Below are 23,190 nucleotides of genomic sequence, written 5' to 3' on the forward strand. Positions count from 1 at the left end.
TCAACGAGACATTCGGAGACAAACATGGCGGCCTTGCCGAAAATTCAGTTCACGCATTGCGGAATCTTTTGCAGCGACCTCGAGATGATGGTCGACTACTACCGCAAGTATCTTGGCTTCGTCGTCAGCGACAAGGGCGTCGCTTCGACCAGCCATCGTCTGTACTTCATGACGCAGGATCCCAAGATTCATCATCAGCTCGTCCTGTTCGACGGCAAGCCGACCGACCTGCCGTTCAATCCCGTCAACCAGTTGTCGTTGTTGCTCGACTCGCTCGCCGATCTGCAGTCGTATTACCGCCGTGCGGTCAGTGCCGGCGTCACAGGGATCGAGCAGGTCGACCATGGCAACGCATGGTCGATCTACTTCAAGGACCCCGAAGGCAATCCCCTCGAGTTGTACGTCGACAGTCCGTTCTTCACGGCCCAACCTTGCCGCGAGCCCCTGGATCTCAATCTTTCCGCTGAGGAAATCATCGGGCGAACGGAGGCGATGTGCCGGCGCCGGCCCGGTTTTTTGTCGCGCGAGGCTTGGATCGCTGAAATGCGCGAGCGAATCGCGGCCCAACGCACGGCATTCGACGCATAAGAACACGCGCATGGGCTGGCCCGATGGGCGGTTCGACCACGGATCGGCGATAGGGACGAATACGGGCCTCGTGCGAACGTGGTTTTTCTTGGAGCAATATCTGATGAAGTGCAATTTCATCGGCGGGCAATGGCGTGCGAGCGCGGCATCCCGCAGCAATATCAATCCGTCCGACCTGGACGATGTCATTGGGCAATACGCTCAAGCCGACGCCGACGATGCGCGCGCCGCGATCGATGCGGCTCGCAATGCTCAAAAGACGTGGGCGCATGACGGCATCCAGGCGCGCTCGAGCGCGCTCGACTTCATCGGTTCCGAACTACTGGGCAGACAAACCGAGCTCGGGACACTGCTGTCTCGCGAGGAAGGCAAGACCCTCGCCGAGGGAATAGCTGAAGTCGCGCGCGCCGGCCAGATATTCAAGTTCTTCGCCGGGGAAGTGCTCCGCACAGGCGGAGAAAAGCTGCCGTCGGTGCGCCCGCTTGTGGAGGTCGAAGTCACGCGCGAACCTGTCGGCGTCGTCGGCATCATCACACCATGGAATTTCCCGATCGCGATTCCCGCCTGGAAAATCGCGCCGGCGCTGGCCTACGGCAATAGCGTCGTATTCAAACCGGCCGATCTCGTGCCGGGATCGGCATGGGCGCTCGCGGAAATTATCTCGCGCAGTGCAATTCCCCACGGTGTGTTCAACCTCGTCATGGGGCGCGGCAGCGTCGTCGGTAACGCGATCGTCTCGTCGCCCGATGTCGATGCTGTTTCGTTTACAGGATCCGTCGAAACCGGACGCACCCTGCTGCAGCGCGGCGCGCAACAGTTCAAGCGCATGCAACTCGAGATGGGCGGCAAGAACCCGCTCGTCGTGCTCGATGACGCCGACCTCGAGGTGGCGGTCGATTGCGCGGTGCAAGGCGCCTATTACTCGACAGGGCAACGCTGCACGGCCTCGTCGCGCTTCATCGTGCAGAAGGGCATCTATCCACGCTTCGTCACTCGTCTGACAGAAGCGATCGAACGTCTGCGCGTTGGCCATGCGCTCGAACCGCAGACGCAGATCGGCCCTGTCGTTGACGAGGGGCAACTGCGGCACGACGAGGGGTATCTCAACATCGGGAAGAATGAAGGTGCAAAACTTGCCTGCGGAGGTCAGCTCGTCAAGCGCGACACGCGTGGACACTTCCTGTCGCCCGCGCTGTTCATCGACGCGACACCAAAGATGCGCATCGCGCGCGAGGAAATCTTCGGTCCGATCGCCTGCGCTATTGCGGTCGACAGCTATGAAGAGGCCCTTTCAGTTGCAAACGATAGTCCTTTTGGGCTCTCGTCGGGCATCTGCACGACTTCGCTCAAATACGCGACGCATTTCAAGCGGCATGTGAAGAGCGGCATGACGATGGTGAACGTGCCGACAGCTGGCGTCGACTATCACGTGCCGTTTGGCGGAACAAAGGCGTCCAGCTACGGGCCGCGCGAACAAGGAACATACGCAGTGGACTTCTTCACGACCGTGAAAACTGCGTATACGAAGGCATACTTTGATTAACCCCAGCGCCGGCCAAAACGGTCGGCGCTTTGCAAACGCATCCGCGCGTGCGGCTGCAAAGCAGCATTGGATAGGGAGGAGACGTGGACTTCGATTTGATTATCGTCGGCCTGGGACCGGTTGGCGCCGTGGCCGCGAACCTGGCCGGCGAGGCTGGGCTGCGCACGCTCGTGCTGGAAAAGTCGCTAACGGTCTTCGATAAGCCTCGCGCAATGGGTTTCGATCAGGAAATCATGCGGATCCTGGGTGATCTCGGGCTTGCCGGCAAGATCTCACAGTACGTGATGCCCTATAGGCCATCCGAATATCGCACGACCGACGGGCGCGTGATCCGCCGGATCGAGGCGGCCGAGCCGCCGTTTCAGCTCGGCTGGGCGCCCAACTATGTGTTCATGCAGCCGCAGATCGAAGCCGCGCTGCGCGAGAATCTCGGCCGCTTCCCGGCGGTGACGGTCAAGCTCGGCGCACAAGTCGATGCCGTGGCGTCCGGTGAAGAGGAGGCATCGGTTACGGTGGTGGATTCGTCGAGCGAGCCGCACACGTACCGATCCCGCTATGTGCTCGCGTGCGACGGTGGAACGAGCCCGACTCGGATGGGACTCGGTCTCGACATGGAGGACTTGGATTTCGATGAACCGTGGCTCGTGGTCGACGTCGTCCTCAAGGACGGATGCGGTGCGAATCTGCCGACGACCAACGTCCAATATTGCGAAATCGAGCGCCCTTGCACTTTCGTGGTCGGGCCCGGTCAGGTCCGACGCTGGGAATTCATGATCAACGCCGACGAGACGCCGGCACAGGTCATGGAGCCCGCGTTCGTTCGCCGGCTCATCTCGCGCTGGCTCGACGAAAGCGAGTACGACATCTGGCGCGCTTCCTCGTATCGTTTCCATGCGCTCGTCCTGAGCAAATGGCGATCGGGCCGGGTGTTCTTCCTCGGCGATGCCGCGCACATGACGCCGCCGTTTCTCGCGCAGGGCATGTGCCAGGGCATTCGCGATGCGGCCAACCTCATCTGGAAGCTCGCGCTCGTCAACCGCGGCGCGGCAGGTCCCCTGCTCCTCGACACCTATCAAGCCGAGCGGCTTCCCCACGTCAAGCAGACCACGCTCGTCACGAAAGGGCTCGGCAAGCTGATCTGCGAACGTGATCCCGCCGCCGCTAGCGAGCGAGATACGCGTCTGCTCGAGGAAATGGCGGCCAACCCGCGCGGCACCGTGCGGCAATCGCTGATTCCTGGGCTCAGCGCGGGCTTCCTGTCCGCATCGGCTCACGGCCCACGCGGTCAATTGTTTCCTCAGCCGCGCGTCAAAACATCGGATGGTCGTGAATGCCTCCTCGATGAAGCGACCGGCGCAACGTTCCGCATTGTCGTCGACGCGCAGACCGATGCATCCGTTGTCGCAAGCATCGCACGCGAATGCGATGCGCTGCGCGACTTTGCTGTCGAGCTGGTCGTCATCGGGACGAAACCGCTTGCCTCGAGCAACCTGCCGCAACACTATCAAGATGTCGATGGAGTACTGGTCGACTGGATGCGACGGCACGACTGCGGCGCCGTTATCGCGCGGCCGGATCACTATGTGTACGGCGCTTGCCGCAACGCAGACGATGCGTGCCAAATGATCCGCGAGTTCGCCGCAGCGTTACGGCCAGGCAATCCGCACGAAAATCCGACTGCGGCTTCTTGCGCTTGATCGGTACCGCAAACAGTGCTGCGCGAGGCGATGGCGAGCCTCGCGCAGCACTGTTTATGCTCCCTGAGAATCACACCTTGCATACCGGAGTATTTTGCGCATAAAATGCTTCTCATCGACAAATCCGTAGTCATCCCAAACCCATGGACTCGACAACTACTTCGAATGGCGTACCGCTAATCGACGTCGCCTTCGCCCGGATGAAGACGTCCATCATCCGTTGCGAGCTCGCGCCGGGTAGCCGGCTCAAGGTCGAAAGCCTGTCGAAGGCCTACGGACTCAGCAGTTCGCCGATCCGCGAGGCGCTCAACCGGCTCGCCCAAGACGGCATCGTTCAAGCGACGGAAAATCGTGGGTTCTGGGTCGCCCCGATCAGTATCGACGACTTCAAAGACATCACGCGGCTGCGCGTGCTGCTCGAGCAAGAGGCGCTCAACGATTCGATCGATCACGGCGATGAGGAATGGGAAGTGGCCGTGCTCACGGCCTTTCATCGGTTGAGCCTTGCGGAGAAGCGTCTCGGCTCGGGGCCCGTCGCGCTTGACGACGACTGGTCGGAACGCCACCGCGCGTACCACATGGCGCTGCTGTCGGCGACGCCCAGCGCCCTACTCTCGAATATGGTCGGTTCGCTCTTCGATCGCGCCGAGCGCTACCGCCGCTATTCCGCGCTGCATCGGACCGAAGAGCGGCATAAGAACAGCGAGCACGAAGCACTCATGAAGGCGGCACTCGATCGAGACAAGGAAAAGGCCGCACGGCTTCAGCGCAAGCATATAGAAGGGACGCTCGCGCGCGTCACCGCGGCGCTCGAACGGCAGTTGGCCACCATCCAATAGAGCACGAAGCGCCGCGCCGATACGAAACTCAGGCGGCGCTCTGCGAGGGTGACATCGGCAAGGCGCGTGTGCTACAGCGCCTTGCCGATGTCCGTTTCATCAGAACATCGTTTGCATACCGATGCGGCCGATGAACTGCGAGCGGCCGTTGGAGGGGCCGAACGTGCCATTGATTACCGCGTTCGCGCCCGAGTTGGTCAACTGGTAAGCACCCTGCGCGTAGACTGCCGTGCGCTTGGACAAGAAGTACTTGGCAACCAAGCCCAATTGATGCGCGTGGTTGTGGTCCACCCCGGCGTTACCCCACATGAAGGTGTAAGCGAGGCTCGTCGAGAACGCGGGCGTAAAGCGATATAGCGCCCCTGCTTCCGCCGCGTTCACTGCGGCGCCGTTTTGCGTGTTCCGCGTGTTGGTGAAAAGCGCGGTCAACAGCAGCTTGTCTCCGTTATATTTCGCGCCCAGGCCGAAGTTGCGGATGCTGTCGCCAAGCAATGCCGCGTAGCGGATGTCCGTATACGCAGCACCAAATGCAAACGGGCCAGCACTGTAGCTCACACCCAGACTATCCGCGCTGTTTTGGCGGAAATCCCCCGCCGTCCCTCCAAATGCATACATGCCACCGAACCGCAGGCCGCCGATGAGCGGACTCGTGTACTTGACCGCGTTATTCAACGGCGTATCGCCGTTCATGCGATCGAAGTCGAACGCCTCGTCCGGCGGAGAATCCGGAATACCCAACTTGGCGAACGGACCATCGCGAAACTGATAAAACCCCCCGCCATACATCGCCATATCCGCGCCGACGTCGTAAAACAGCGTGTCGACCATGAAATCATATTGGCGGCCAAGCGTAAGCTTCCCGTACCGATCGTTATCGAGGCCGACCCACGCATTGCGCGCGAAAAGCCCCGTGCCCGAACCACTGCCGTTCGATTTCTGCGAAACAAGATTGCCCTGCAGCGTGAACTGTGTCGTCAACTGAAAGATCGCGTGCGTACCGTTCCCGAGGTCCTCGCTGCCCTTGAACCCCAATAGGTTCGGCAGCGCGATGCCATCGTCAAGCCTCCACGCGGAATGCCCTCCTATATTGCTGACGTATGACACCCCTGCATCGAGCAAACCCCACAGCGTCACGCTGCTCTGAGCATGTGCGCTTGGCACGATGCCGACACACGTTCCCACCGCGACTGTCGCCGCAGCCATGATGCGCTTCTTCACTATCGTCTCCTCCGAACGGATCACTTCCATAGATAACGCACAAATTACATTCAAATACACGTTAATTATTTTTGTGCATATTCCATCAAACGACGTCGACGGTCAATGCTCTTGAGGGGGATTGGCGATCAGTGTTTACGCGCGTGTGCGTCGCGGGCTTCTTCGTGCTTGATCCTGATGCGCCAGCCGTCGCTACGAAACGAAATGGAGTTGAACGCCGTACGTGGGCGCACCACCACCGCACATCGACGCGCTAGTGGTTGCGGGAAGGAGATGATCAGATGGATTGCACGCTGAGCTACTGCTCAGCGCGCTTGTTGTCGTCGGCGCCGCGACGCCGGCAGCTTTCCACGGTCAGATCAAAGATCGTGGGGCGGTGCAACGGTGATTGCCTACAGTCCGTCGCACCGGGAGCCGGGTTTGCGCGATCGGCTGCTGGCGGCAGGCGCGAAAGAGGTGCGAAAGTCGCGTTCGGAGACATGCGGTGGCCAGGGCGGATCCTGGCCGCTTCATCGTCCCTGCTTCTGTCTCGCGCTGACAGCGAAGGATTACCCGGCCACTCCGCACGGGTCCGCGCAGAAGCGCTTACCCGAGCCGGAATTTTTTTCTGAGGCTTGCATCGACCGGACCAGCCGGCATGAAGCGCCGCAACTTGCTCAGGAGGGACGCTTCCCCAGGCGGTATACGGCGCATGCGCCATGCGCCGAGCGCGGCGTCGACGACGGTGTTCGCCACGCTGTCCGGCTCGGGCGCCGCTTTCACGCTGTCGACGACGGCACGTGATGCAAGCGCACGCTCCCGATCATAGTCGGTGATCTTCGCAGTGGCCTGCGGCGCATTGATGTCGAGATTGGTTCGGGTAAAGGACGGCTCGACCAGCGTAACGCGAATGCCGAACTGACGCGTCTCGTGGTCCAGTGTCTCGGTCAGTCCCTCGACGGCGTGTTTGGAAGCCGCATAGAGTCCCATGTACGGTGCCGGCAAAAAACCGAGCACTGAACTGATATTGACGATCCGTCCTCGTCGTTGCGCCCGCATGTGCGGAAGCACCGCCTGGGTCGTACGCAGAATGCTGAACACGTTCGTGTCGAACAGTGCGGTGGCTTCGGACACCGATGTTTCCTCCACTGCTCCGACCAACGTCCCGCCAGCATTGTTGACGAGCACGTCAATGTGCCCCGCGCGTTCGATGATCGTGTCAATCGCAGTTCGGACCGAAGCGTCGTCGCGCACATCCATCTCCACCAGCTCGACGCCGGCCAGTGGCGTCATTCTTGCAATGCTTCGCACGGTGCCGAATACGCGACACCCGCGCTTCGCCAACTTCTCCGCGGTCGCGCGTCCGATACCCGACGACACGCCGGTTACGACGACAATTGTGGAATTCAACATCGGCGTTCCTTCGATAGAGTGAATCGTTGGTTTTTAACTGCGTTCGTTGATCGCGTCCTGCCGCGTAGGTTCGGGTCGAGATGCATGCGCAAGCCGGTCCTTGCGAGAGCCCGCCGGGTCGCCCGGCCGAATCCTGAACCAGATCGAATACATCGCCGGCAGGAACACCAGGGTCAGTACCGTCCCGGCGAATGTTCCGCCTATCAGCGTGTAAGCCAGCGTGCCCCAGAACACCGAGTGGGTGAGCGGAATGAATGCGAGGATCGCCGCCATGGCGGTCAGAATCACCGGGCGCGCACGCTGCACTGTGGCCTCGACGACAGCACGGAACGGATCCAGCCCCGCCTGTTCGTTCTGATGGATCTGCCCGATCAGGATCAGCGTGTTACGCATCAGGATCCCCGACAGTGCAATGAGGCCGACGAGCGCGTTGATGCCGAACGGCTGGCGGAACAGGATCAACGTCGGCACTACGCCGATCAGGCCGAGCGGGCTCGTCAGGAACACCATCACCATCGCTGAAATCGAACGCACCTGGAAGATGATGATGATCAGCGTCACCGCAAGCATGATCGGGAACAGCGGCAGCATCGCTTTCGTCGCCTTGCCGGATTCCTCGATGGACCCGGCTTCCTCGATTCGATAGCCGCTCGGGAGCGTGGCAATGATCGGTTGCAGCTGCCTCGTGATCGCTGTCGAGACATCCGGTGGTTGCAGACCCTCGGCGATATCGCCGCGCACTGTAATCGTGGGCACGCGATCGCGCCAGCGCATGATCGGCTCCTCCATCCGCACCTCGACCTTACCGACCTGTGACAGCGGGATGCGCTGACCGTTGGCGCCCGCGAGCGTGAAATCGCCGAGCCGCGCGGGATCCAGCCGGACATCGCCGGCCGAGCGCGCGATGACCTGCACGGTCCGGATATCCTCGCGTACCGCGGTGACGGGCACGCCGGTGAGCAGGAACTGTAGTTGTTGCGCGACGGCGCTGGATGTCAATCCCACAGCCTGCAAACGGTCTTGCTGCAAGGTGAAGTGCAGCGTCGGAGAGCGCGTGCCCCAGTCGGCATTGACCGTGCGCATCATCGGGCTACCGTCCATCACCCGCTCAACTTCAGCGGCAATGCCGCGCAGCTTGTCGGGATCGGGGCCGGTGACCCGATAAGCCACGGGGAACGGCGAATATGGCCCGAACACGAGCTGCGTGACGCGCACGCGCGCTTCAGGCGCGAGACCGCCTGCGATTGCCTGACGCAGACGCTGCTTCAATGCGTCACGCTCGCCCTGACTGTCCGTGCGGACCACGATCTTCGCGAATGACGGATCGGGCAACTCCGGACCCATCGCCAGATAGAATCGTGGAGCGCCCTGTCCGACGTAAGCGGTGACGATTCTCGCTTCCTTTTGCTTCGCGAGCCACGCCTCGACTTTCGACGTGGCGACGTTGGTCTGCGAGATCGACGTGCCATATGGCATCTGAACCTCGATCAACACTTCGGGACGGTCGGAAATCGGGAAGAACTGTTTCTTCACGATCGCCATGCCGAGGATAGCGAGCACGAAAAGACCGACGACCGAACCGGCGACGAGCCATTTGCGCGCGATGACGCGCGTCAGAAGCTTGCGGAAGCGGTTGTAGCGGGGCGTGTCGTAGATCGCGTCGTGGCCGCCTTCTACCTTCTTGAAGTCGGGCAGCATCTTCACACCGAGGTACGGTGTGAACACCACCGCGACGACCCACGATGCGATCAGCGCGATGCCGACGATCCAGAACATGTTGCTGGTGTATTCGCCGGCGGTTGAGCGTGCGAAACCGTTTGGCATGAAGCCGACTGCGGTCACGAGCGTGCCGGCCAGCATTGGCGCGGCTGTATGGCTCCACGCGTAGGCTGACGCGGCCACGCGGCCATAGCCCTCCTCCATCTTCACGACCATCATTTCGATCGCGATGATCGCGTCGTCCACGAGCAGACCGAGCGCCAGGATTAGCGAGCCGAGCGTGATGCGATCGAAGCTCTTGCCTGTCGCGGCCATGACGACGAACACCACGGCTAACGTCAGCGGCACGGCCGCGGCGACCACCAGCCCCACGCGCCAGCCCATGCTCACGAAACTCACGAGCATGACGACCAGCAGCGCAGCGAAGAACTTGATCATGAACTCGTCGACCGCCGACCTGATGTTGACGGACTGATCGGTCACCTTGGTCAGGCTCATGCCGAGCGGCAACTCTCGATTGATCGCGCCGACTTCGCTGTCCAGTGCCTTGCCGAGATCGAGCCCGTTCCAGCCGTCGCGCATCACGATACCCAGCAGCAGCGCGGGTTCGCCATTGTTACGGATCATGAATGTCGCCGGATCTTCATAACCGCGCTCGACGGTGGCAATGTCAGACAGCTTTAGTGTGCGGCCCTGCACGACGACCGGCGTGTCGCGGATCTTTTGCAGTTTGTCGAATGCGCCGTCCAGTCGGATGAACACCTCCGGCCCCCGCGTTTCGACAGAACCGGCCGGCGTCAGTGCATTCTGGCCGTTGAGCGCGGCGAACACATCCTGCGGGCTGACGCCGAGCGTCGCCAGCCGGTCATGCGAAAACTGTACGTAGATGCGCTCGGCTTGTTCGCCGATGATGTTGACCTTTTTCACCCCAGGCACATGCAGCAGCCGCTGACGCAGCGTTTCCGCATCGCGCACGAGTAGGCGCTGCGGCTCGCCCTTGGCCTTCAGCGCGAAAAGGGCGAAGGTAACGTCAGCATATTCATCGTTGACCATTGGTCCGATCACGCCGGCCGGCAGGTTGGCCGCCTCGTCACCGATCTTTTTCCGCGCCTGATAGAACTGCTCCTGCACTTCCGACGGTGGTGTGCTGTCGAGCAGCGTCAACGTCGTGAAAGCCAAACCGGGGCGCGTATAGGTCTCGGTCCGGTCGTACCAGCGCAACTCCTGCATGCGCTTTTCGATCTTTTCCGCGACCTGGTCGTGCATTTCTTGCGCGGTGGCGCCTGGCCAGGCGGTGATGATGGTCATCCCCTTGACCGTGAATGCCGGGTCTTCCGCGCGGCCCAGCTTGAAGAAGGACATGAGTCCGGCCAGCGAGATCAGGCAGATCAGGAACAGCGTGATCGCACGCTCGCGCACCGCGAGCGCCGACAGATTGAATCGACCTTCGCTCACGGCCGTGCTCCTTCGTTCGCCATCATGACGGCGGGGCCGGACACGCGGACCGACTCGCCTTCGTGCAGCAGTTGCGCGCCGAGCGCGACGACCCGGTCGCCTTGCTTCAGTCCGCCGGAAACGCGGGCGGTGTCGTCATCCAGATGTTCAACCTTCACCGGACGCCACGCGACCCGTGCCGGTTCACCGTTGATGGCCCATACCCCAGGCCCCTTTCCCGTATCCAGCAACGCACCGATCGGCACCTGCAAGCCGCCTTGCAGCGCCGCATTCGCGTCCGGAATCCGAACCGTGACCGTGGCGCCAAGCGGCGCGTTGGCCAGCGCGCGTTGCAGTACGTACCGCGCTTCGAAGGTGCGGGTACGCGGATCGGCTGAATCGGATAACTGGCGCAGCGTGGCCGGTTCGCTCGTGCCATCGCTGCCGAATAGCGTCGCTTGCGCGACCGAGCCAATTGCGGGGCGCAGCGTTTCGGGCAGCTGGATCACGGCTTCGCGACTGCCGGCGTGGGCCAGACGTACCACCGGCTGTCCCGCGCTGATGACCTGGCCGGGTTCGGCGAGTGTTTCCATGACGACGCCATCGCCGTCTGCGACCAGCTCCGCATAGCGCGTTGCGTTGCGTGCAACATCGGCGTCGGCCTCGGCCGCGCTCAGCTGCGCCCGAGCGGCATCGGCGGCCGCCTTGACCTGGTCATAGGCCGAGGCCGAGATCGCACCCGTGCCGCGCAGATCGCGATAGCGCGCCTCGTCCTGCGCAGCTTGCTGTGCCCGTGCCCGGGCGGCGGTGACTGCGTCTTGCCGTGCCTGTGCGGCCAGCTTCAAGTCGACGGGATCGATCCGCATCAGCAGTTGACCGCGCTTGACGGTTTGGCCGGCATCCGCGAACCGCTCCAGCACCTTGCCTGACACGCGAAACCCGAGGTCGCTCTGCACTCGAGCGGCAACGGTTCCGGTAAACGCACGGGACGCGGGGAGCGCCGCCTGAACGACGGCGGTGCGCACGAGGGGCGCCTCGGTGCGCGGATCGGAAGGCGCTTTTCCGCTGCAAGCGGCTAGCGCAAATGGCAGCGCGGAAGCGACTGTGGAGAGAACGAGGCGACGCCGAAGCATGACAGTCCCATTGACGAAGTGATCGGGACTTTCATTGTGATTCACGTGACCAAAATAGTCAATGGTCACTAGACCAGCGACTTAAGGCGACAGGCTGCGAAGGACCAGACTGGACAGCTGCGCCGGCGCGACATCGGCGGAATCGAAGTTGTACTGGAGCAGCAAGGGATTAAGGTAGGGCCGCATCACGAGATAGATTGCCGCCGTCGCTTCGTCGAGCGGCGTCTTGCGTTCGAAGTCGCCGGTTTGCCGGCCTTCCTGGAGAACGTCCTGCAGCAACTTCTGTACGCGTGCTTCATAGGCTTGCACCGCCTGCCAGTTTTCCGTGGCCGCCGATGCGGCGATGTCGTACAACTTGCGATCCCGAAAAAACAGACGAAGGCTTGCTTCGGTAAAGACCTTGAACATCCGCCGCAGCTTTTCTGCCGGAAGATCGGTCTCCTCGACGGCCGCCCGGACATCGCTTTCGATCTCGTGCAGGCAGTTCGCGCAGATCATTTCGCCGATTGCCTGCTTCGACTCGAAGAACTTGTAGATGTAGGCCTTCGAAAAACCGATGGCCCTGGCCAAGTCCGAGACGGTTGTTTTCTCGTAGCCGTACCGGCTGAAGTGTTCGGTGGCAGCAGCGACGATCTGATTTCGCACTTCGTGGTCAGCGGGGCCGCGAGCCGCGATGGGGGAACGGGTGACTTTTTCCATGGGAGATAGCATACAGGAATGGACAATCAGTGACTATTTGGTATTATAGTCACCATTCGAACTCTGCGAAGACGCTCATGTTCCTCAGACCCTTCCTTGCCGTGCTCGTTGTCGCCAGTCTCTCGGCAGGCTGCGCTGTAGGACCCGATTATGTCCGGCCCGACATCGCAATGCCCGAACGGTTCCAGGGGCAGACGGCCGTAGAGCAGCGGCATACGGCTGCCCAAAGCGAACTCGCGACGTGGTGGACCGGTTTCGGCGATCCCCAACTGACACGGTTCGTTACGCTCGCGCTGCAACAGAACCTCGACCTTGCGCAGGCCGCTGCCCGCGTCGCCCAAGCGCGTGCGGGACTTGGCGCGGCGAACGCGGCGTTGTTGCCGTCCGGTAATGTCAGCGGCCAAGCGGCGCGCGTCTATCAGTCGGTAGAGACCCCGTTGGGACGCGTGCTTGATTCGACGCCCGGTTTCGACCGTTACGGCAACGACTATGAGGCCAATTTCAGCGCGAGCTGGGAGTTGGACGTGTTTGGCGGGCTGCGACGCGGCCGGGAGGCGGCGCTGGCCGACTATCAGGCATCGGAAGCCGGGGCGGTGGCGACGCGCCTGGCCGTCGCGGCGCAGACCGCGGACATCTACATCACCATTCGCGGATTGCAGGGTCGTCTGAAGGTCGCGCGGCGCCAGGTGCAGACGCAACAGGATCTGCTATCGACCATCAATGTGCTCTACGGAAAGGGACTGGCGGCAGAGCTTCAGGTTCGGCAGGCCGAAGGCAGGCTGGCGCAGGTCCGCGCATCCGTCCCGGTGTTGCAAGCGGCACTGGACGCATCCATGAATGCGCTGGATGTCATGGTCGGAGCGCAGCCCGGTACGCATCGGGCCGAACTTCTGGAATCGGGCGAGATCCCGGTCGCTCCGCAGATTGCGGCCATGGGATCGCCGCGAGAGCTGCTCAGGCGCCGGCCCGATCTGATCGTCGCCGAGCGTCGCGTCGCGGCATCCAACGCGCGCATCGGTGTGGCCATTGCCGAGTATTACCCGAAGTTCTCGCTGAGTGGGTTGATCGGCAGCGCGACGACGATGGGAGCGGGCAACTTGTTTGCCGGCGGTGCCAATCAGGCGGCCGGAGTGCTCGGCCTGCGCTGGCGCCTGTTCGACTTCGGCCGGATCAACGCGCAGATCGCACAGGCCAAAGGACAGGATGCCGAAATGCTGGCCGCGTATCGGCTTGCCGCACTACATGCAACCGAGGATGTGGAAAATGCGTTCTCGGCCCTCGTCAAGCGCGACGAGCAGGCAGCCGTTCTTGCCGACGGCGTGAACTCACTCGGCCGCGCGCGAGCCGCGTCGTTCGCGGCATATCAGAAAGGCGTCGTCAGTTTGATCGAAGTCCTACAGGCGGACGAGAATCTGCTGCGCGCATCGGATGAGCAGGTGCAGGCGCAAGCCGAGTCTGCGCGCGCGGCGGTTGGGGCGTTCAAGGCGCTCGGTGGTGGATGGGAATCTTCGAAATCCGAGGCGGTCGCGAGCAAATAACAAGCGTACGCACTCAACGACCTGCCGGGAACCGGCCTTCGGTCATCGTTCGTAACCAGACGAGCCCTGCGTCGCATGCCACCCAAACGAATGACTCGAGCAGAAAACCGTGAGCGAACCCGGCAGCGCCTGCTCGATGCAGCAGCACCATGCATCGCGGAAAAAGGGTTGGCTGCTATCAGCGTAGAGGAAATCGCCGCGCGTGCGGGCTACACCCGAGGCGCGTTCTACTCCAACTTCCGCAGCAAAGCCGATCTGTTCGTCGAGCTACTGCGACTCGATCACGAGAAATTCTGCGAGAACCTGCAGGCGATGATGGACAACGCACCATCCAATGCAGACGTTCAGAAACAGTTCGCGTCCTGGCTCGACCAATGCTATCGCGATGACAAACACTACTTGCTGTGGGCCGAAGCACGTTTGCACGCGGCGCGCGATGTCAAGTTTCGGTTACATCTGAGCGCCATGTGCGCTGAAAAGCGCGACATTATCGCGCGCTTCATCGAGCAACTCTTCAACGGCGCGAACACGATATTGGTGGGGGACTCGCTTGCCAACCATGCGCTTGCTGCCATGGTAATGATGGACGGCATCGGCTACGTCAAACGGGTGATGCGGGGGGAAGTATCGAATGCGCCGGTCGATGTAATGCTGACCGAAAGCTACGCGAGCATGCTTTTCCGCACCTATTCCGAATAGAGCGTGTTTGAGGTGCGACGAGGAATTCGGATCTGTTGCGCGCCCCTATTCCCCCAAAGCCCTGCGCGCTCCCTCTTACCCTGCACCAGTTAGCCGGCGTCAACGCAAAGGTTCGCCCTAGCGGTTGATGCGGGCTCTCTACCATCCGTGCATTTGCTACGGGGTGTGACCACGGCAATTCACCCTAGCGTCGATCAAGGCATTGAAAAAGGCTCAAGCGATTTCAAAGGCGGTACGCTGCGTACACTGACCAGAAATGATCTGGCCGAACTTCCTCAATACGAAGCGTGCGGAGGCAAACGTGACTTTGCAACAACTGGAGACCTTTTTCTGGACCGTAACGCTAGGCAGTTTTTCGGCGGCTGCCGAGAGGTTGTATGCGACACAGTCCGCAGTGTCCATGCGGGTCCGCGAACTCGAGCGCACGCTTGGCGTTGAGCTATTCGATCGTACCCACAGAACGGCACGGCTCACGCCGAAGGGACGAGAGCTGATGGAATACGCCAGCCGCATTCTCGATTTGTCGACAGAACTCGAGCATCGCATCGCTGCGCCGGAATCGATGTTCGGCACGGTTCGTTTCGGTGTCGCCGAAGTCATTACGACAACATGGTTGCCTGAACTGATACGCACCATCGCGGAGCGCTATCCCAACGTACGCCTTGAGATCGAAGAGGCGCTCACAGCAGAGCTCATGGAAAGCCTTGCGCAAGCCGAACTTGAGCTTGTCCTCGCGCCCGGTCATTCGCGCGCGCAAGAACTCTCCACGTTATCGCTTGGCTCGGTTGTCTTCGAGTGGATGGCAAGCCCCGCGTTGGGGCTTGAGGATCGCGTATACGGCCCGGCAGAGCTGGCGCGCTACCCGATTATCGGGATGAAGCCGAAGTCATTTCACTATTCGGCGATCGAGGACTGGTTCCAGAATGAACATGTGCGCGGCCGTTATCTCGCGCGCTGCAAAAGCGTAGCAGTGGCGGCTTCAATGACGATGGCTGGCATGGGCGTCGCGTACCTGCCAGCAAAACATTACGCGGGCGAAATAGCAAACGGCCGGCTTAAAATCGTCACAACGTCTCCACGACTCGAACCTGTCCAGTTTGTCGCCGTGCTTCCCCAGGGACACTCCTTCTCGCTGGCCCGGACCGTGGCTGAGCTCGCGCGCGAGGTAAGCACTTTCGACAGACAATAGGTGTTCCGCAAAATGTTGCATGGCATCAAATCGGTTCAAGAAAGTTGATGCATGCACTCGAAAATTACTCGTTTGTTCTTATAGGTCGACGCATCTACTCTTTCTCCAAAGCAACGGCGCACTGACACTGATCGACACGATCCGATGCGCCGAAGTTGCCATCCAGAGCAGCATAGGAGGAAGACATGAACGCAGTCACTCTGCACGAAGCCCCACTTGTGCGCCAGGATTCCATGGCGCCCTCGAAACTGCGGGTGCGGGTGCAGTCCGTATCCTATCTGGCCGAAGACATCAATGCGTTCGAATTTGTTAGCGTGGACAGCGACACGTTGCCTGCGTTTACCCCAGGTTCGCACATTGACGTCCATTTACCCCAGGGCCTGATTCGCCAGTACTCCCTGTGCAATCCATCCACAGAGCGTCATCGCTATGTGATTGCCGTGCTGCGTGATCCGCTCGGCCGAGGTGGATCAGTGGCGATGCACGATGTGTTACGAGCCGGGCAGATCGTGACTGTGTCCGCGCCCCGTAATCATTTTGCACTGTCGAATTCAGCCACACGACATGTCTTCATCGCTGGCGGGATAGGGATCACACCGCTCATGTCGATGGTCGCCGAAGTTCAGCGTCGCGGCGAAGCATTTCATCTGCATTATTGCGCCCGCACGCCGCAACGAACCGCGTTCACGGGGGCATTGTGCGGTCTTGTTGCCAGCGGGCTGGCGTCGATCCACTACGACAACGGCGACCCCGGCAAGGGGCTCGATCTGAAGGCGACCCTGCAAAGCCGTCCAGATGGCGCGCACCTGTACTACTGCGGCCCAGCAGGACTCATGGATGCCATCGAAGCGGCAAGCGGACACTGGCCACGCGACGCTGTCCATTGCGAGCGTTTCTCCGCATCGGGCTCGCCGGCGCGAACAAAGGGCGACGACCCCGACACGCCGTTCGAAGTCGAACTGGCGCGCTCGAAGAAGCGCCTTACGGTGCACCCGGGTGAGACGATCGTCGATGCGCTGAAACTGCACGGAATAGAGGTCGAGACCTCGTGCTGCGAAGGCTATTGCGGCACGTGCATGACCCGCTATCTCTCCGGTGACCCACTTCACCGCGACTCGGTGCTCGACGAAGACGATCGGGAAGAATTCATCATGATCTGCTGCAGTCGCGCAAAGAGCGCGTCAATTGTTCTCGACCTTTAGTTCAGCGTTTCCGATTCTTCGCACTCGGCGGGCGCAGTGGGATGCGCTTGCTAAAAAAAACCCACTGGAGACAGTTTTGTCATGAGCACATTCGAATATATTAAGGATTGCTGGTATCCCATCGGTTTCTCATCCGAGTTTCCCGAGGGTGAATTGCAAGGACACAAGATAGTCGGACGGCCGGTCGTAATGTGGCGCTCCGATAAAGGTGAAGTCGTCGCGTTCGACGACCGTTGCTGCCATAAGCGCTTCCCGCTCTCGCAGAGCAAACTGCTCGACGGCGGGCGTTTGGAGTGCGCATACCACGGATTGTGCTACGACACGAGCGGACAATGTATTGCGATTCCTTCCCAGCCGGATAAGCCAATTCCTTCGCAAGCGCGTCTCAACGTGATCCCGGTGAAGGAACAGGACGGCGTAGTGTGGATCTGGCCGGGCAACCCCGCAGCGGCACAACGCGTGGCGCCGCCGCGCACGCCGGAGATTCTCGATCCCGCGAATCTTTCGATCGGTTCTCCGGGCCCGCTGCGCGTGCCGGCCAATTATCTTCTGCTGATCGAAAACCTGCTCGACATCACGCATTTCTATCCCTTGCACGACGGCAATATCGGCGACAAGGAGAACAGCAAGATTCCGGTGGACCTGGAAGAAGGCGAAAGCGAAGGATATACGTACGTAAAAACCACCCGACACGTCGGCAGCTATCAGCAACCGGCATATTTGAAAGAATGGTTTCTGTACGACACGGTAGAGCGGATTCATACGCATTGCATGGTGACCCCGGGACTCACGCGAGTCGTGATGCGCGTTGCGCCGCCAGGTGAGCTCGGAACAGACAGGGAGCGCGGATACACGCTGTTGCATCTCCATTTGCCGGTCGACGAGCGCAATCTGGTCTGGCGTTGGTCCGTGTCGTGCAAGAACTGGCACAGAACCTTGAGCGACCCGACGGTACCAACGGCGCAACGCGTCGCGGAAATGTTCCCGGAAGTGGTCGCACAGGATCAGTGGGCGCTGGAACGCCAGCAAGCAATGATGGAGTTTCCGGATGACGGATATTCCGAACTCTTCCTCAAGACTGACAAGGCATTGCGGCGCGCCCGCCAGATCCTGATGGGCCTTCAGCGTAAAGAGCGAGAGTTGCAGATCGTGCCAGCCGATAAGCGGACCGACGTCAAGGAGCCGGTCACGACTTGAATAGCTGTTCACGTGGACGGCGTGGCGGGTGCCGGCTCCCGCCACGTGCGAGCGAACGTCCGGCACACCATAAGTATTTGGCTCAATGCCTGGAGACAACCCGTGAAAACCCATGAAACTTCGGCGCCACTAGCCGTCGCATCGCCACCGTCATCATATGGCCAGCTTGGCGAAAAATCGTTGATGCAAAGGGCGGTCGGTTCGTGCGTGTACCTCTTCGAACGACTGATGCCCGATCCCTTCGTGATTGTTATCCTGCTGACCGTCATGACCTCGCTATTCGCGATCGCGTTCGCACCGAAAGGCACGCCAGAGGTCATTCTAAGCGGCTGGTACAAGGGGATTTTTGGCATCTTCACGTTCGCGTTCCAGATGGTGCTGGTGCTTGTGACCGGTTATGCGTTAGCGAGTGCACCGATCATCAAGTCCGGTCTGGAACGCCTCAGCCGGCTTGCGGTCGGACCGTGTTCGGCTGTCATTCTGGTGTTTACGATCGGTGCAATTGCGACGTTCCTCAACTGGGGCTTCGGACTCGTGGTCGGCGCCATGCTCTCCAAGCAAGTGGCAAAGCACGTACGCGTGGACTTCGCCTGGCTCGTCGCAGCGGGCTACAGTTCATGGGTGCTGTGGGCGTTCACCGGTATGTCCAGTTCGATCGCGTTGTCGATTGCTTCTCCGGGCAATCCTCTGAATCTGATCGAGCAGCATACGCACAGCGTCGTGCCTTTGTCTCATACGGTTTTTTCAACGTGGAATCTTCTGACTGGCCTAGCGGCGATGGTGCTAATCCCCGTCATCTTCATTCTGATGCGGCCCGCGGAAGGCGACATCATAGCGGCCGGGAAAGATGCGCTTGAAGCCGCTGAAAAGACCTCCGATCTCGGCGACTCGTCGCGAGCAGACACATTCGCCGGCAGGCTCGAAGGCTCTCGTCTGTGTGCGTTGGTGTTCGTCGTGGCAGGCGCGGCGTACCTCGCCATTGAGTGGACGCGTCATGGCGTCAGCCTCGATATCAACACTGTGATTTTTATCTTTCTGCTGGCGGGCTTGTGTCTGCATGGAAGGCCGCGTCGCTATGTCCGCGCGGTGACCGAGGCGGCGAAGGTGACCGGTCCGATGCTGCTTCAGTATCCGTTCTATGGCGGAATCATGGGAATCATGGCCGCAACGGGACTTGCGGAAGTGGTCGCCAATGCCTACATCCATGTCGCTTCGACGGCTACGCTGCCGTTCCTCAGCTATCTCGCGTCGGGGTTGATTACTTTGTTTATTCCGAGTGGCGGCGGCCACTGGGCGGTTCAAGGGCCGTTCACCATTCCTGCGGCCATGCATCTGGGCGCATCGTTGCCCGGCACGTCCATGGCGATCGCCGCTGGCGAAATGGCGGGCAGCCTGCTCCAACCATTCTGGGCGATTCCCGTAGTAGCAATCGCGGGCGTTGGCGTGCAGCGGGTCCTTGGCTTCACACTGGTGATCTTTCTGACGGCCGGGAGCCTTGTCGGATTCGCCTATTTGTTCATCGTGCCGATTTTCGCCGGTACTTGATTCTGCGCACGAGCGCCTACTGACCTTCCAAGGGAATAGAGATGAATAACCAGCTCGCACTCGAGGGCGTGAGAGTCATCGAGATATGCAATGTGGCAGCGGGGCCATTCTGCGGCATGCTGTTGGCCGACATGGGCGCAGACGTTGTCAAGATTGAGCATCCGGAAGGCGGGGACTCGTTGCGTTCATGGCCGCCGATCACGGCCGGATTCAGCGAGAACTTCGCTTCTTTGAATCGCAACAAGCGTTCGATTACGTTGAACCTCAAAGACCCGGAAGACGTCCGTCTTGCGAAAGCGCTGATCGGTGACGCCGATGTGCTGATCGAGAACAACCGCCCGGGTGTTATGGACCGGTTAGGCCTTGGTTATGCCGCATTTTCGGACATCAATCCTCGCTTGCTGTATTGCTCTATTTCTGCGTATGGACAGAGTGGACCGCGGGCTCAGGAAGGTGGTTTCGATCTGACCTTGCAGGCGATGAGCGGCATCATGAGTATCACCGGCGAGCCGGGCGGTGCGCCGGTCAAATGCGGTGTGCCCCTAGCCGATTTTTCTGCGGGTTTGTATGCCGCATTCTCGGTCGCGGCTGAGTTGCGGCGCGTCGCGCAGTCGGGTCGGGGCTCGCATATCGACATCTCGATGCTGGGTGCGACGCTCGGCATTGCCGCGTTGCAGACATCGGAGTATTTCGGGAGCGGCCGCGATCCGGTAAAAATGGGCTCGGCTCATCCGCGCAATGCGCCGTACCAGGCGTTTCGTTGCCGTGACGGCTACTTTGGCATGGCCGCCGGCAATAACGCGCTATGGGCCGCTGTATGCCGGGTGCTCGGTCATCCTGAATGGACCGACGACGACCGCTTCACCACGCAGAGCCATCGCGCGCGTCATCAGGACCAACTCAGACTCATGCTCGAGACAATCTTTGCCGACCAGCCCGCGCGTTTCTGGCTCGAGCAGTTTCGAGCGGCCGGCGTACCTTGTGCGCCGATCAACAATTATTCGGATGTGCTCGCCGATCCGCAAGTGGAGCACATGCAGTGGGTTCAGCCGCTCACGTTGCCCAACGGCGTCGAGACTCGGACTTTTGGATCGCCGATCAATCTGTCGGGGCACGGCTTGCCAATACGCCGTGCGCCGCCGGGGCTCGGCGAACACTCGGAAGAGATCATTGCCGGTATCAGCGCGCGCCATGCAGAGGAGAAACAATGACGGACCACCTCCGAATCGAGAGAAGCGCGCAATCCTGGACGTTCACGTTGAACCGTCCCGACAAGATGAATGCGTTGAACGCGCCGCTTGTCGAAGCGCTGTTGCAGGGCGTGGACGATGCGCATGCGAGTGGCGCCAGAATGCTCGTATTCCAGGGCGAGGGAAGGAACTTCAGCGCGGGATTCGATCAGGGTGACCTCAATAGCCAGAGCGACGCTGACCTGCTATTGCGCCTGGTGAGGGTCGAGGCATTGCTTCATCTCGTCGCGTCGTCCCCTTGTCTGACGGTCGCGTTCGCCCATGGACGCAACTTCGGCGCCGGCGTCGATCTCTTTGCGGCTTGCCGGCATCGTTATAGCGCGGCCGATGCAAGTTTCCGGATGCCAGGCTTGCGCTTTGGCCTTGTGCTGGGCACGAGGCGCTTTGGCGACATCGTCGGCTATGCAAAGGCTCGCGAAATTCTCGAACAGACCCGGCAGATCAGCGCAACGGAGGCGGCGGATATTGGCCTCGTCACGAGGCTGGTCGAAGCAGACGGACGTGCCGATGCAGTCGCCGAAGCGCTGCAGGTTGCCACACTGCTTGATCCGGCGACGCAACAGCACCTGTATCGGGTACTGGAAAGCGGGCGGCCGGATCAGGATCTCGCCGATCTGGTTCGGTCCGCGTCGCGCCCCGGACTCAAATCGCGCCTCCTCGCGTACGTGAGCGAGCGCTAATGCGCCAGTTTTTTACTGGTAACCAATGAAAACAAAAGCTGCTCTGCAGCGGTATCACTCGCGTGGAAGAGCCCGAAGTCGCGCCGGGTCAAGGGCCCGAGGTCACTACATGCAAAGATTGCAGACAAGCACGCTGCGACCTCACCCGCCCTCTGTTCCTACGCCGGCTGTTCACCCAAGCCGACGTCGCGATTCACTGTGGCAAGGTGGCCGTCTTCTTCACGCCTGCCATCAATGCGATGCCGCTCATCACGAGCAATCCGGCGAGCAGATAGACCGCGAGATCCATACTCCCTGTGCTCGTGCGAATCTGGCCGATTACCCACGGACTCACGATCCCACTGGTAATGCCAATGCTGCTGATGAGCGCAATCCCCGAGGCCGCTGCATTCCCGGAAAGATAGCTGGCCGGCACGGCCCAGAAAATCGGCAGCGCCGCGAAAATGAGGGCTGATGCGACCGAAAGGATAGCGAGCATCGCCGCAAAGCTGCTCAGATGCAGGGTCAGCGCCGCCAACGCCATGCCTCCGCCAATGGTGCAGAAGGCGAAGTGATGACGGCGCTCAGCTTTGCGGTCCGAGCGTCGTGCGATCAAAACGAGTCCGACCGCACCGATTGCATTCGGAATGACTGTGTAGAGACTGACCTGCACGACGTCCTTGATGCCGAAATCGCGGATCATCAGCGGCATCCAGAAGTTTAGGGTCAGCGACGCGCACGTCAAAGAGAAGTAGATGAACGCAAAGAGGTACACGCGCGGGTTCACGAGCGCCGCAGCGAAGCTGCGCGTGTCGTGCGCGCTCCGCGATTGAGGACCCCCGTCGTTCTGCGTACACAGCGCGACCAGCCGTCTCTTTTGCGCGTCGCTCAGCCACCGCGCATCCTGTGGCTTGTCGACCAGATAGAAAAATGCGACGAACGCGAGCAGCAACGCCGGAGCGCCCTCTAAAGCGAACATCCACTGCCAGCCGTACAGGCCCAATACGCCGCCCATGTCGCGCATGATCCAACCGGACATCAAGCCGCCGAGCACGCCCGCCACCGCCACACCGGCAAAGAACACCGACATGACCGCCGCACGGCGGTTCGCCGGAAACCAGTAGGTCAGATAAAGCACGATGCCAGGAAAGAAGCCCGCCTCGAACACGCCGAGCATGAAACGCATGAAATAGAAATGCGAGGGCTTGGACACAAACATCATGCTGACCGATGCGGCGCCCCACAGCAGCATGATCCGGGTGAAGGTTCTGCGAGCGCCGTACTTCGCCAGTAGCATGTTGCTTGGCACCTCGCACAGCACGTAGCCGATGTAAAAGACTGCGGCGCCCAGGCCATACATCGCGTCGCTGAACCCGAGGTCGTGCTTCATCTGCAACTGCGCAAAGCCGATATTGATTCGGTCCAGAAACGATACGACATAGCAAACGAACAGAAATGGAATCGTGCGCCAGGCGGCTTTGACGAACAGTTGGTTGTCATCCGCCGTCGCATGCGACACACGTGACGAACCGAGTTCGAGGCTGTTTTGCATTTGCTGTCTCCGTGGCGCCGCTCCTACCAGAGCGGATCGCGCGTCTTCAGGTGTCTTGCGCACCCTGTTTGGTTCATTCAAAAAGTAGGGTCCTGCG

Annotated in this window: 18 protein-coding genes; 12 read left to right on the forward strand and 6 right to left on the reverse strand. The window is 60.8% G+C overall.

All coding sequences use genetic code 11. The features are described from left to right. Nucleotides 1-24: 24 nt before the first annotated feature. The 4 genes from C0Z19_RS12020 (at nucleotide 25) to C0Z19_RS12035 (ending at nucleotide 4,667) form a co-directional block, all read left to right on the forward strand. On the forward strand, nucleotides 25-588 hold the full coding sequence (locus tag C0Z19_RS12020; RefSeq protein ID WP_102610037.1) for a VOC family protein: 564 nt from the start codon (nucleotides 25-27) through the stop codon (nucleotides 586-588). 103 nt (nucleotides 589-691) lie between these two features. Next, on the forward strand, nucleotides 692-2,131 hold the full coding sequence (locus tag C0Z19_RS12025) for an aldehyde dehydrogenase family protein (RefSeq protein ID WP_102610097.1): 1,440 nt from the start codon (nucleotides 692-694) through the stop codon (nucleotides 2,129-2,131). An 83-nt stretch (nucleotides 2,132-2,214) separates the two neighbouring features. Continuing rightward, complete coding sequence (locus C0Z19_RS12030) at nucleotides 2,215-3,828, forward strand: bifunctional 3-(3-hydroxy-phenyl)propionate/3-hydroxycinnamic acid hydroxylase (protein ID WP_102610038.1); 1,614 nt, start codon at nucleotides 2,215-2,217, stop codon at nucleotides 3,826-3,828. Nucleotides 3,829-4,028: 200 nt separating this feature from the next. After that, nucleotides 4,029-4,667 (forward strand): GntR family transcriptional regulator, encoded by a 639-nt coding sequence (locus tag C0Z19_RS12035; RefSeq protein ID WP_233196110.1) that lies wholly within the window; start codon nucleotides 4,029-4,031, stop codon nucleotides 4,665-4,667. Nucleotides 4,668-4,766: 99 nt separating this feature from the next. On the opposite strand, the gene C0Z19_RS12040 is transcribed toward C0Z19_RS12035, so the two are convergent. The 5 genes from C0Z19_RS12040 to C0Z19_RS12060 form a co-directional block, all read right to left on the reverse strand. Continuing rightward, complete coding sequence (locus C0Z19_RS12040; protein ID WP_175083947.1) at nucleotides 4,767-5,885, reverse strand: porin; 1,119 nt, start codon at nucleotides 5,883-5,885, stop codon at nucleotides 4,767-4,769. 585 nt (nucleotides 5,886-6,470) lie between these two features. Then, entirely contained in the window at nucleotides 6,471-7,277 is an 807-nt protein-coding gene (locus C0Z19_RS12045; RefSeq protein ID WP_102610040.1) for an oxidoreductase, read from the reverse strand. A 33-nt stretch (nucleotides 7,278-7,310) separates the two neighbouring features. Next, nucleotides 7,311-10,451, reverse strand: coding sequence for an efflux RND transporter permease subunit (locus C0Z19_RS12050; protein WP_102610041.1), 3,141 nt, complete (start codon nucleotides 10,449-10,451; stop codon nucleotides 7,311-7,313). Beyond that, nucleotides 10,448-11,563: an efflux RND transporter periplasmic adaptor subunit gene (locus C0Z19_RS12055; protein WP_102610099.1), complete on the reverse strand. Its 1,116-nt coding sequence runs from the start codon at nucleotides 11,561-11,563 to the stop codon at nucleotides 10,448-10,450. Before C0Z19_RS12055 ends, C0Z19_RS12050 begins: the two co-directional genes overlap by 4 nt. 81 nt (nucleotides 11,564-11,644) lie before the next feature. Beyond that, the gene (locus tag C0Z19_RS12060; RefSeq protein ID WP_102610042.1) at nucleotides 11,645-12,262 is read right to left on the reverse strand and encodes a TetR/AcrR family transcriptional regulator; all 618 of its coding nucleotides are present in this window, start codon (nucleotides 12,260-12,262) and stop codon (nucleotides 11,645-11,647) included. Between the two features lie 77 nt (nucleotides 12,263-12,339). On the opposite strand from C0Z19_RS12060, the gene C0Z19_RS12065 reads away from it, so the two are divergent. The 8 genes from C0Z19_RS12065 (at nucleotide 12,340) to C0Z19_RS12105 (ending at nucleotide 21,562) form a co-directional block, all read left to right on the forward strand. Continuing rightward, nucleotides 12,340-13,800: an efflux transporter outer membrane subunit gene (locus C0Z19_RS12065; protein WP_102610043.1), complete on the forward strand. Its 1,461-nt coding sequence runs from the start codon at nucleotides 12,340-12,342 to the stop codon at nucleotides 13,798-13,800. A 75-nt stretch (nucleotides 13,801-13,875) separates the two neighbouring features. Then, nucleotides 13,876-14,499 carry a TetR/AcrR family transcriptional regulator gene (locus C0Z19_RS12070; protein WP_233196111.1) on the forward strand — a complete coding sequence of 208 codons (624 nt, stop codon included), beginning with the start codon at nucleotides 13,876-13,878 and terminating at the stop codon, nucleotides 14,497-14,499. A gap of 256 nt (nucleotides 14,500-14,755) precedes the next feature. Continuing rightward, nucleotides 14,756-15,688 carry a LysR family transcriptional regulator gene (locus C0Z19_RS12080; RefSeq protein ID WP_102610044.1) on the forward strand — a complete coding sequence of 311 codons (933 nt, stop codon included), beginning with the start codon at nucleotides 14,756-14,758 and terminating at the stop codon, nucleotides 15,686-15,688. Nucleotides 15,689-15,873: 185 nt separating this feature from the next. Beyond that, nucleotides 15,874-16,890, forward strand: coding sequence for a PDR/VanB family oxidoreductase (locus tag C0Z19_RS12085; protein ID WP_102610045.1), 1,017 nt, complete (start codon nucleotides 15,874-15,876; stop codon nucleotides 16,888-16,890). An 81-nt stretch (nucleotides 16,891-16,971) separates the two neighbouring features. Continuing rightward, nucleotides 16,972-18,087, forward strand: coding sequence for a Rieske 2Fe-2S domain-containing protein (locus C0Z19_RS12090; protein ID WP_102610046.1), 1,116 nt, complete (start codon nucleotides 16,972-16,974; stop codon nucleotides 18,085-18,087). Between the two features lie 102 nt (nucleotides 18,088-18,189). Then, nucleotides 18,190-19,632: a short-chain fatty acid transporter gene (locus C0Z19_RS12095; protein WP_233196112.1), complete on the forward strand. Its 1,443-nt coding sequence runs from the start codon at nucleotides 18,190-18,192 to the stop codon at nucleotides 19,630-19,632. A gap of 41 nt (nucleotides 19,633-19,673) precedes the next feature. Next, complete coding sequence (locus C0Z19_RS12100; protein WP_102610048.1) at nucleotides 19,674-20,843, forward strand: CaiB/BaiF CoA transferase family protein; 1,170 nt, start codon at nucleotides 19,674-19,676, stop codon at nucleotides 20,841-20,843. Further along, nucleotides 20,840-21,562: an enoyl-CoA hydratase/isomerase family protein gene (locus C0Z19_RS12105; RefSeq protein ID WP_102610049.1), complete on the forward strand. Its 723-nt coding sequence runs from the start codon at nucleotides 20,840-20,842 to the stop codon at nucleotides 21,560-21,562. Before C0Z19_RS12100 ends, C0Z19_RS12105 begins: the two co-directional genes overlap by 4 nt. Nucleotides 21,563-21,755: 193 nt before the next feature. Here the strand turns inward: C0Z19_RS12105 and C0Z19_RS12110 are convergent, their stop codons facing one another. Continuing rightward, the gene (locus tag C0Z19_RS12110) at nucleotides 21,756-23,093 is read right to left on the reverse strand and encodes an MFS transporter (RefSeq protein ID WP_102610050.1); all 1,338 of its coding nucleotides are present in this window, start codon (nucleotides 23,091-23,093) and stop codon (nucleotides 21,756-21,758) included. Nucleotides 23,094-23,190: the final 97 nt, after the last annotated feature.

This window comes from Trinickia soli (assembly GCF_002879855.1).
Taxonomy (GTDB): Bacteria; Pseudomonadota; Gammaproteobacteria; order Burkholderiales; family Burkholderiaceae; genus Trinickia; species Trinickia soli.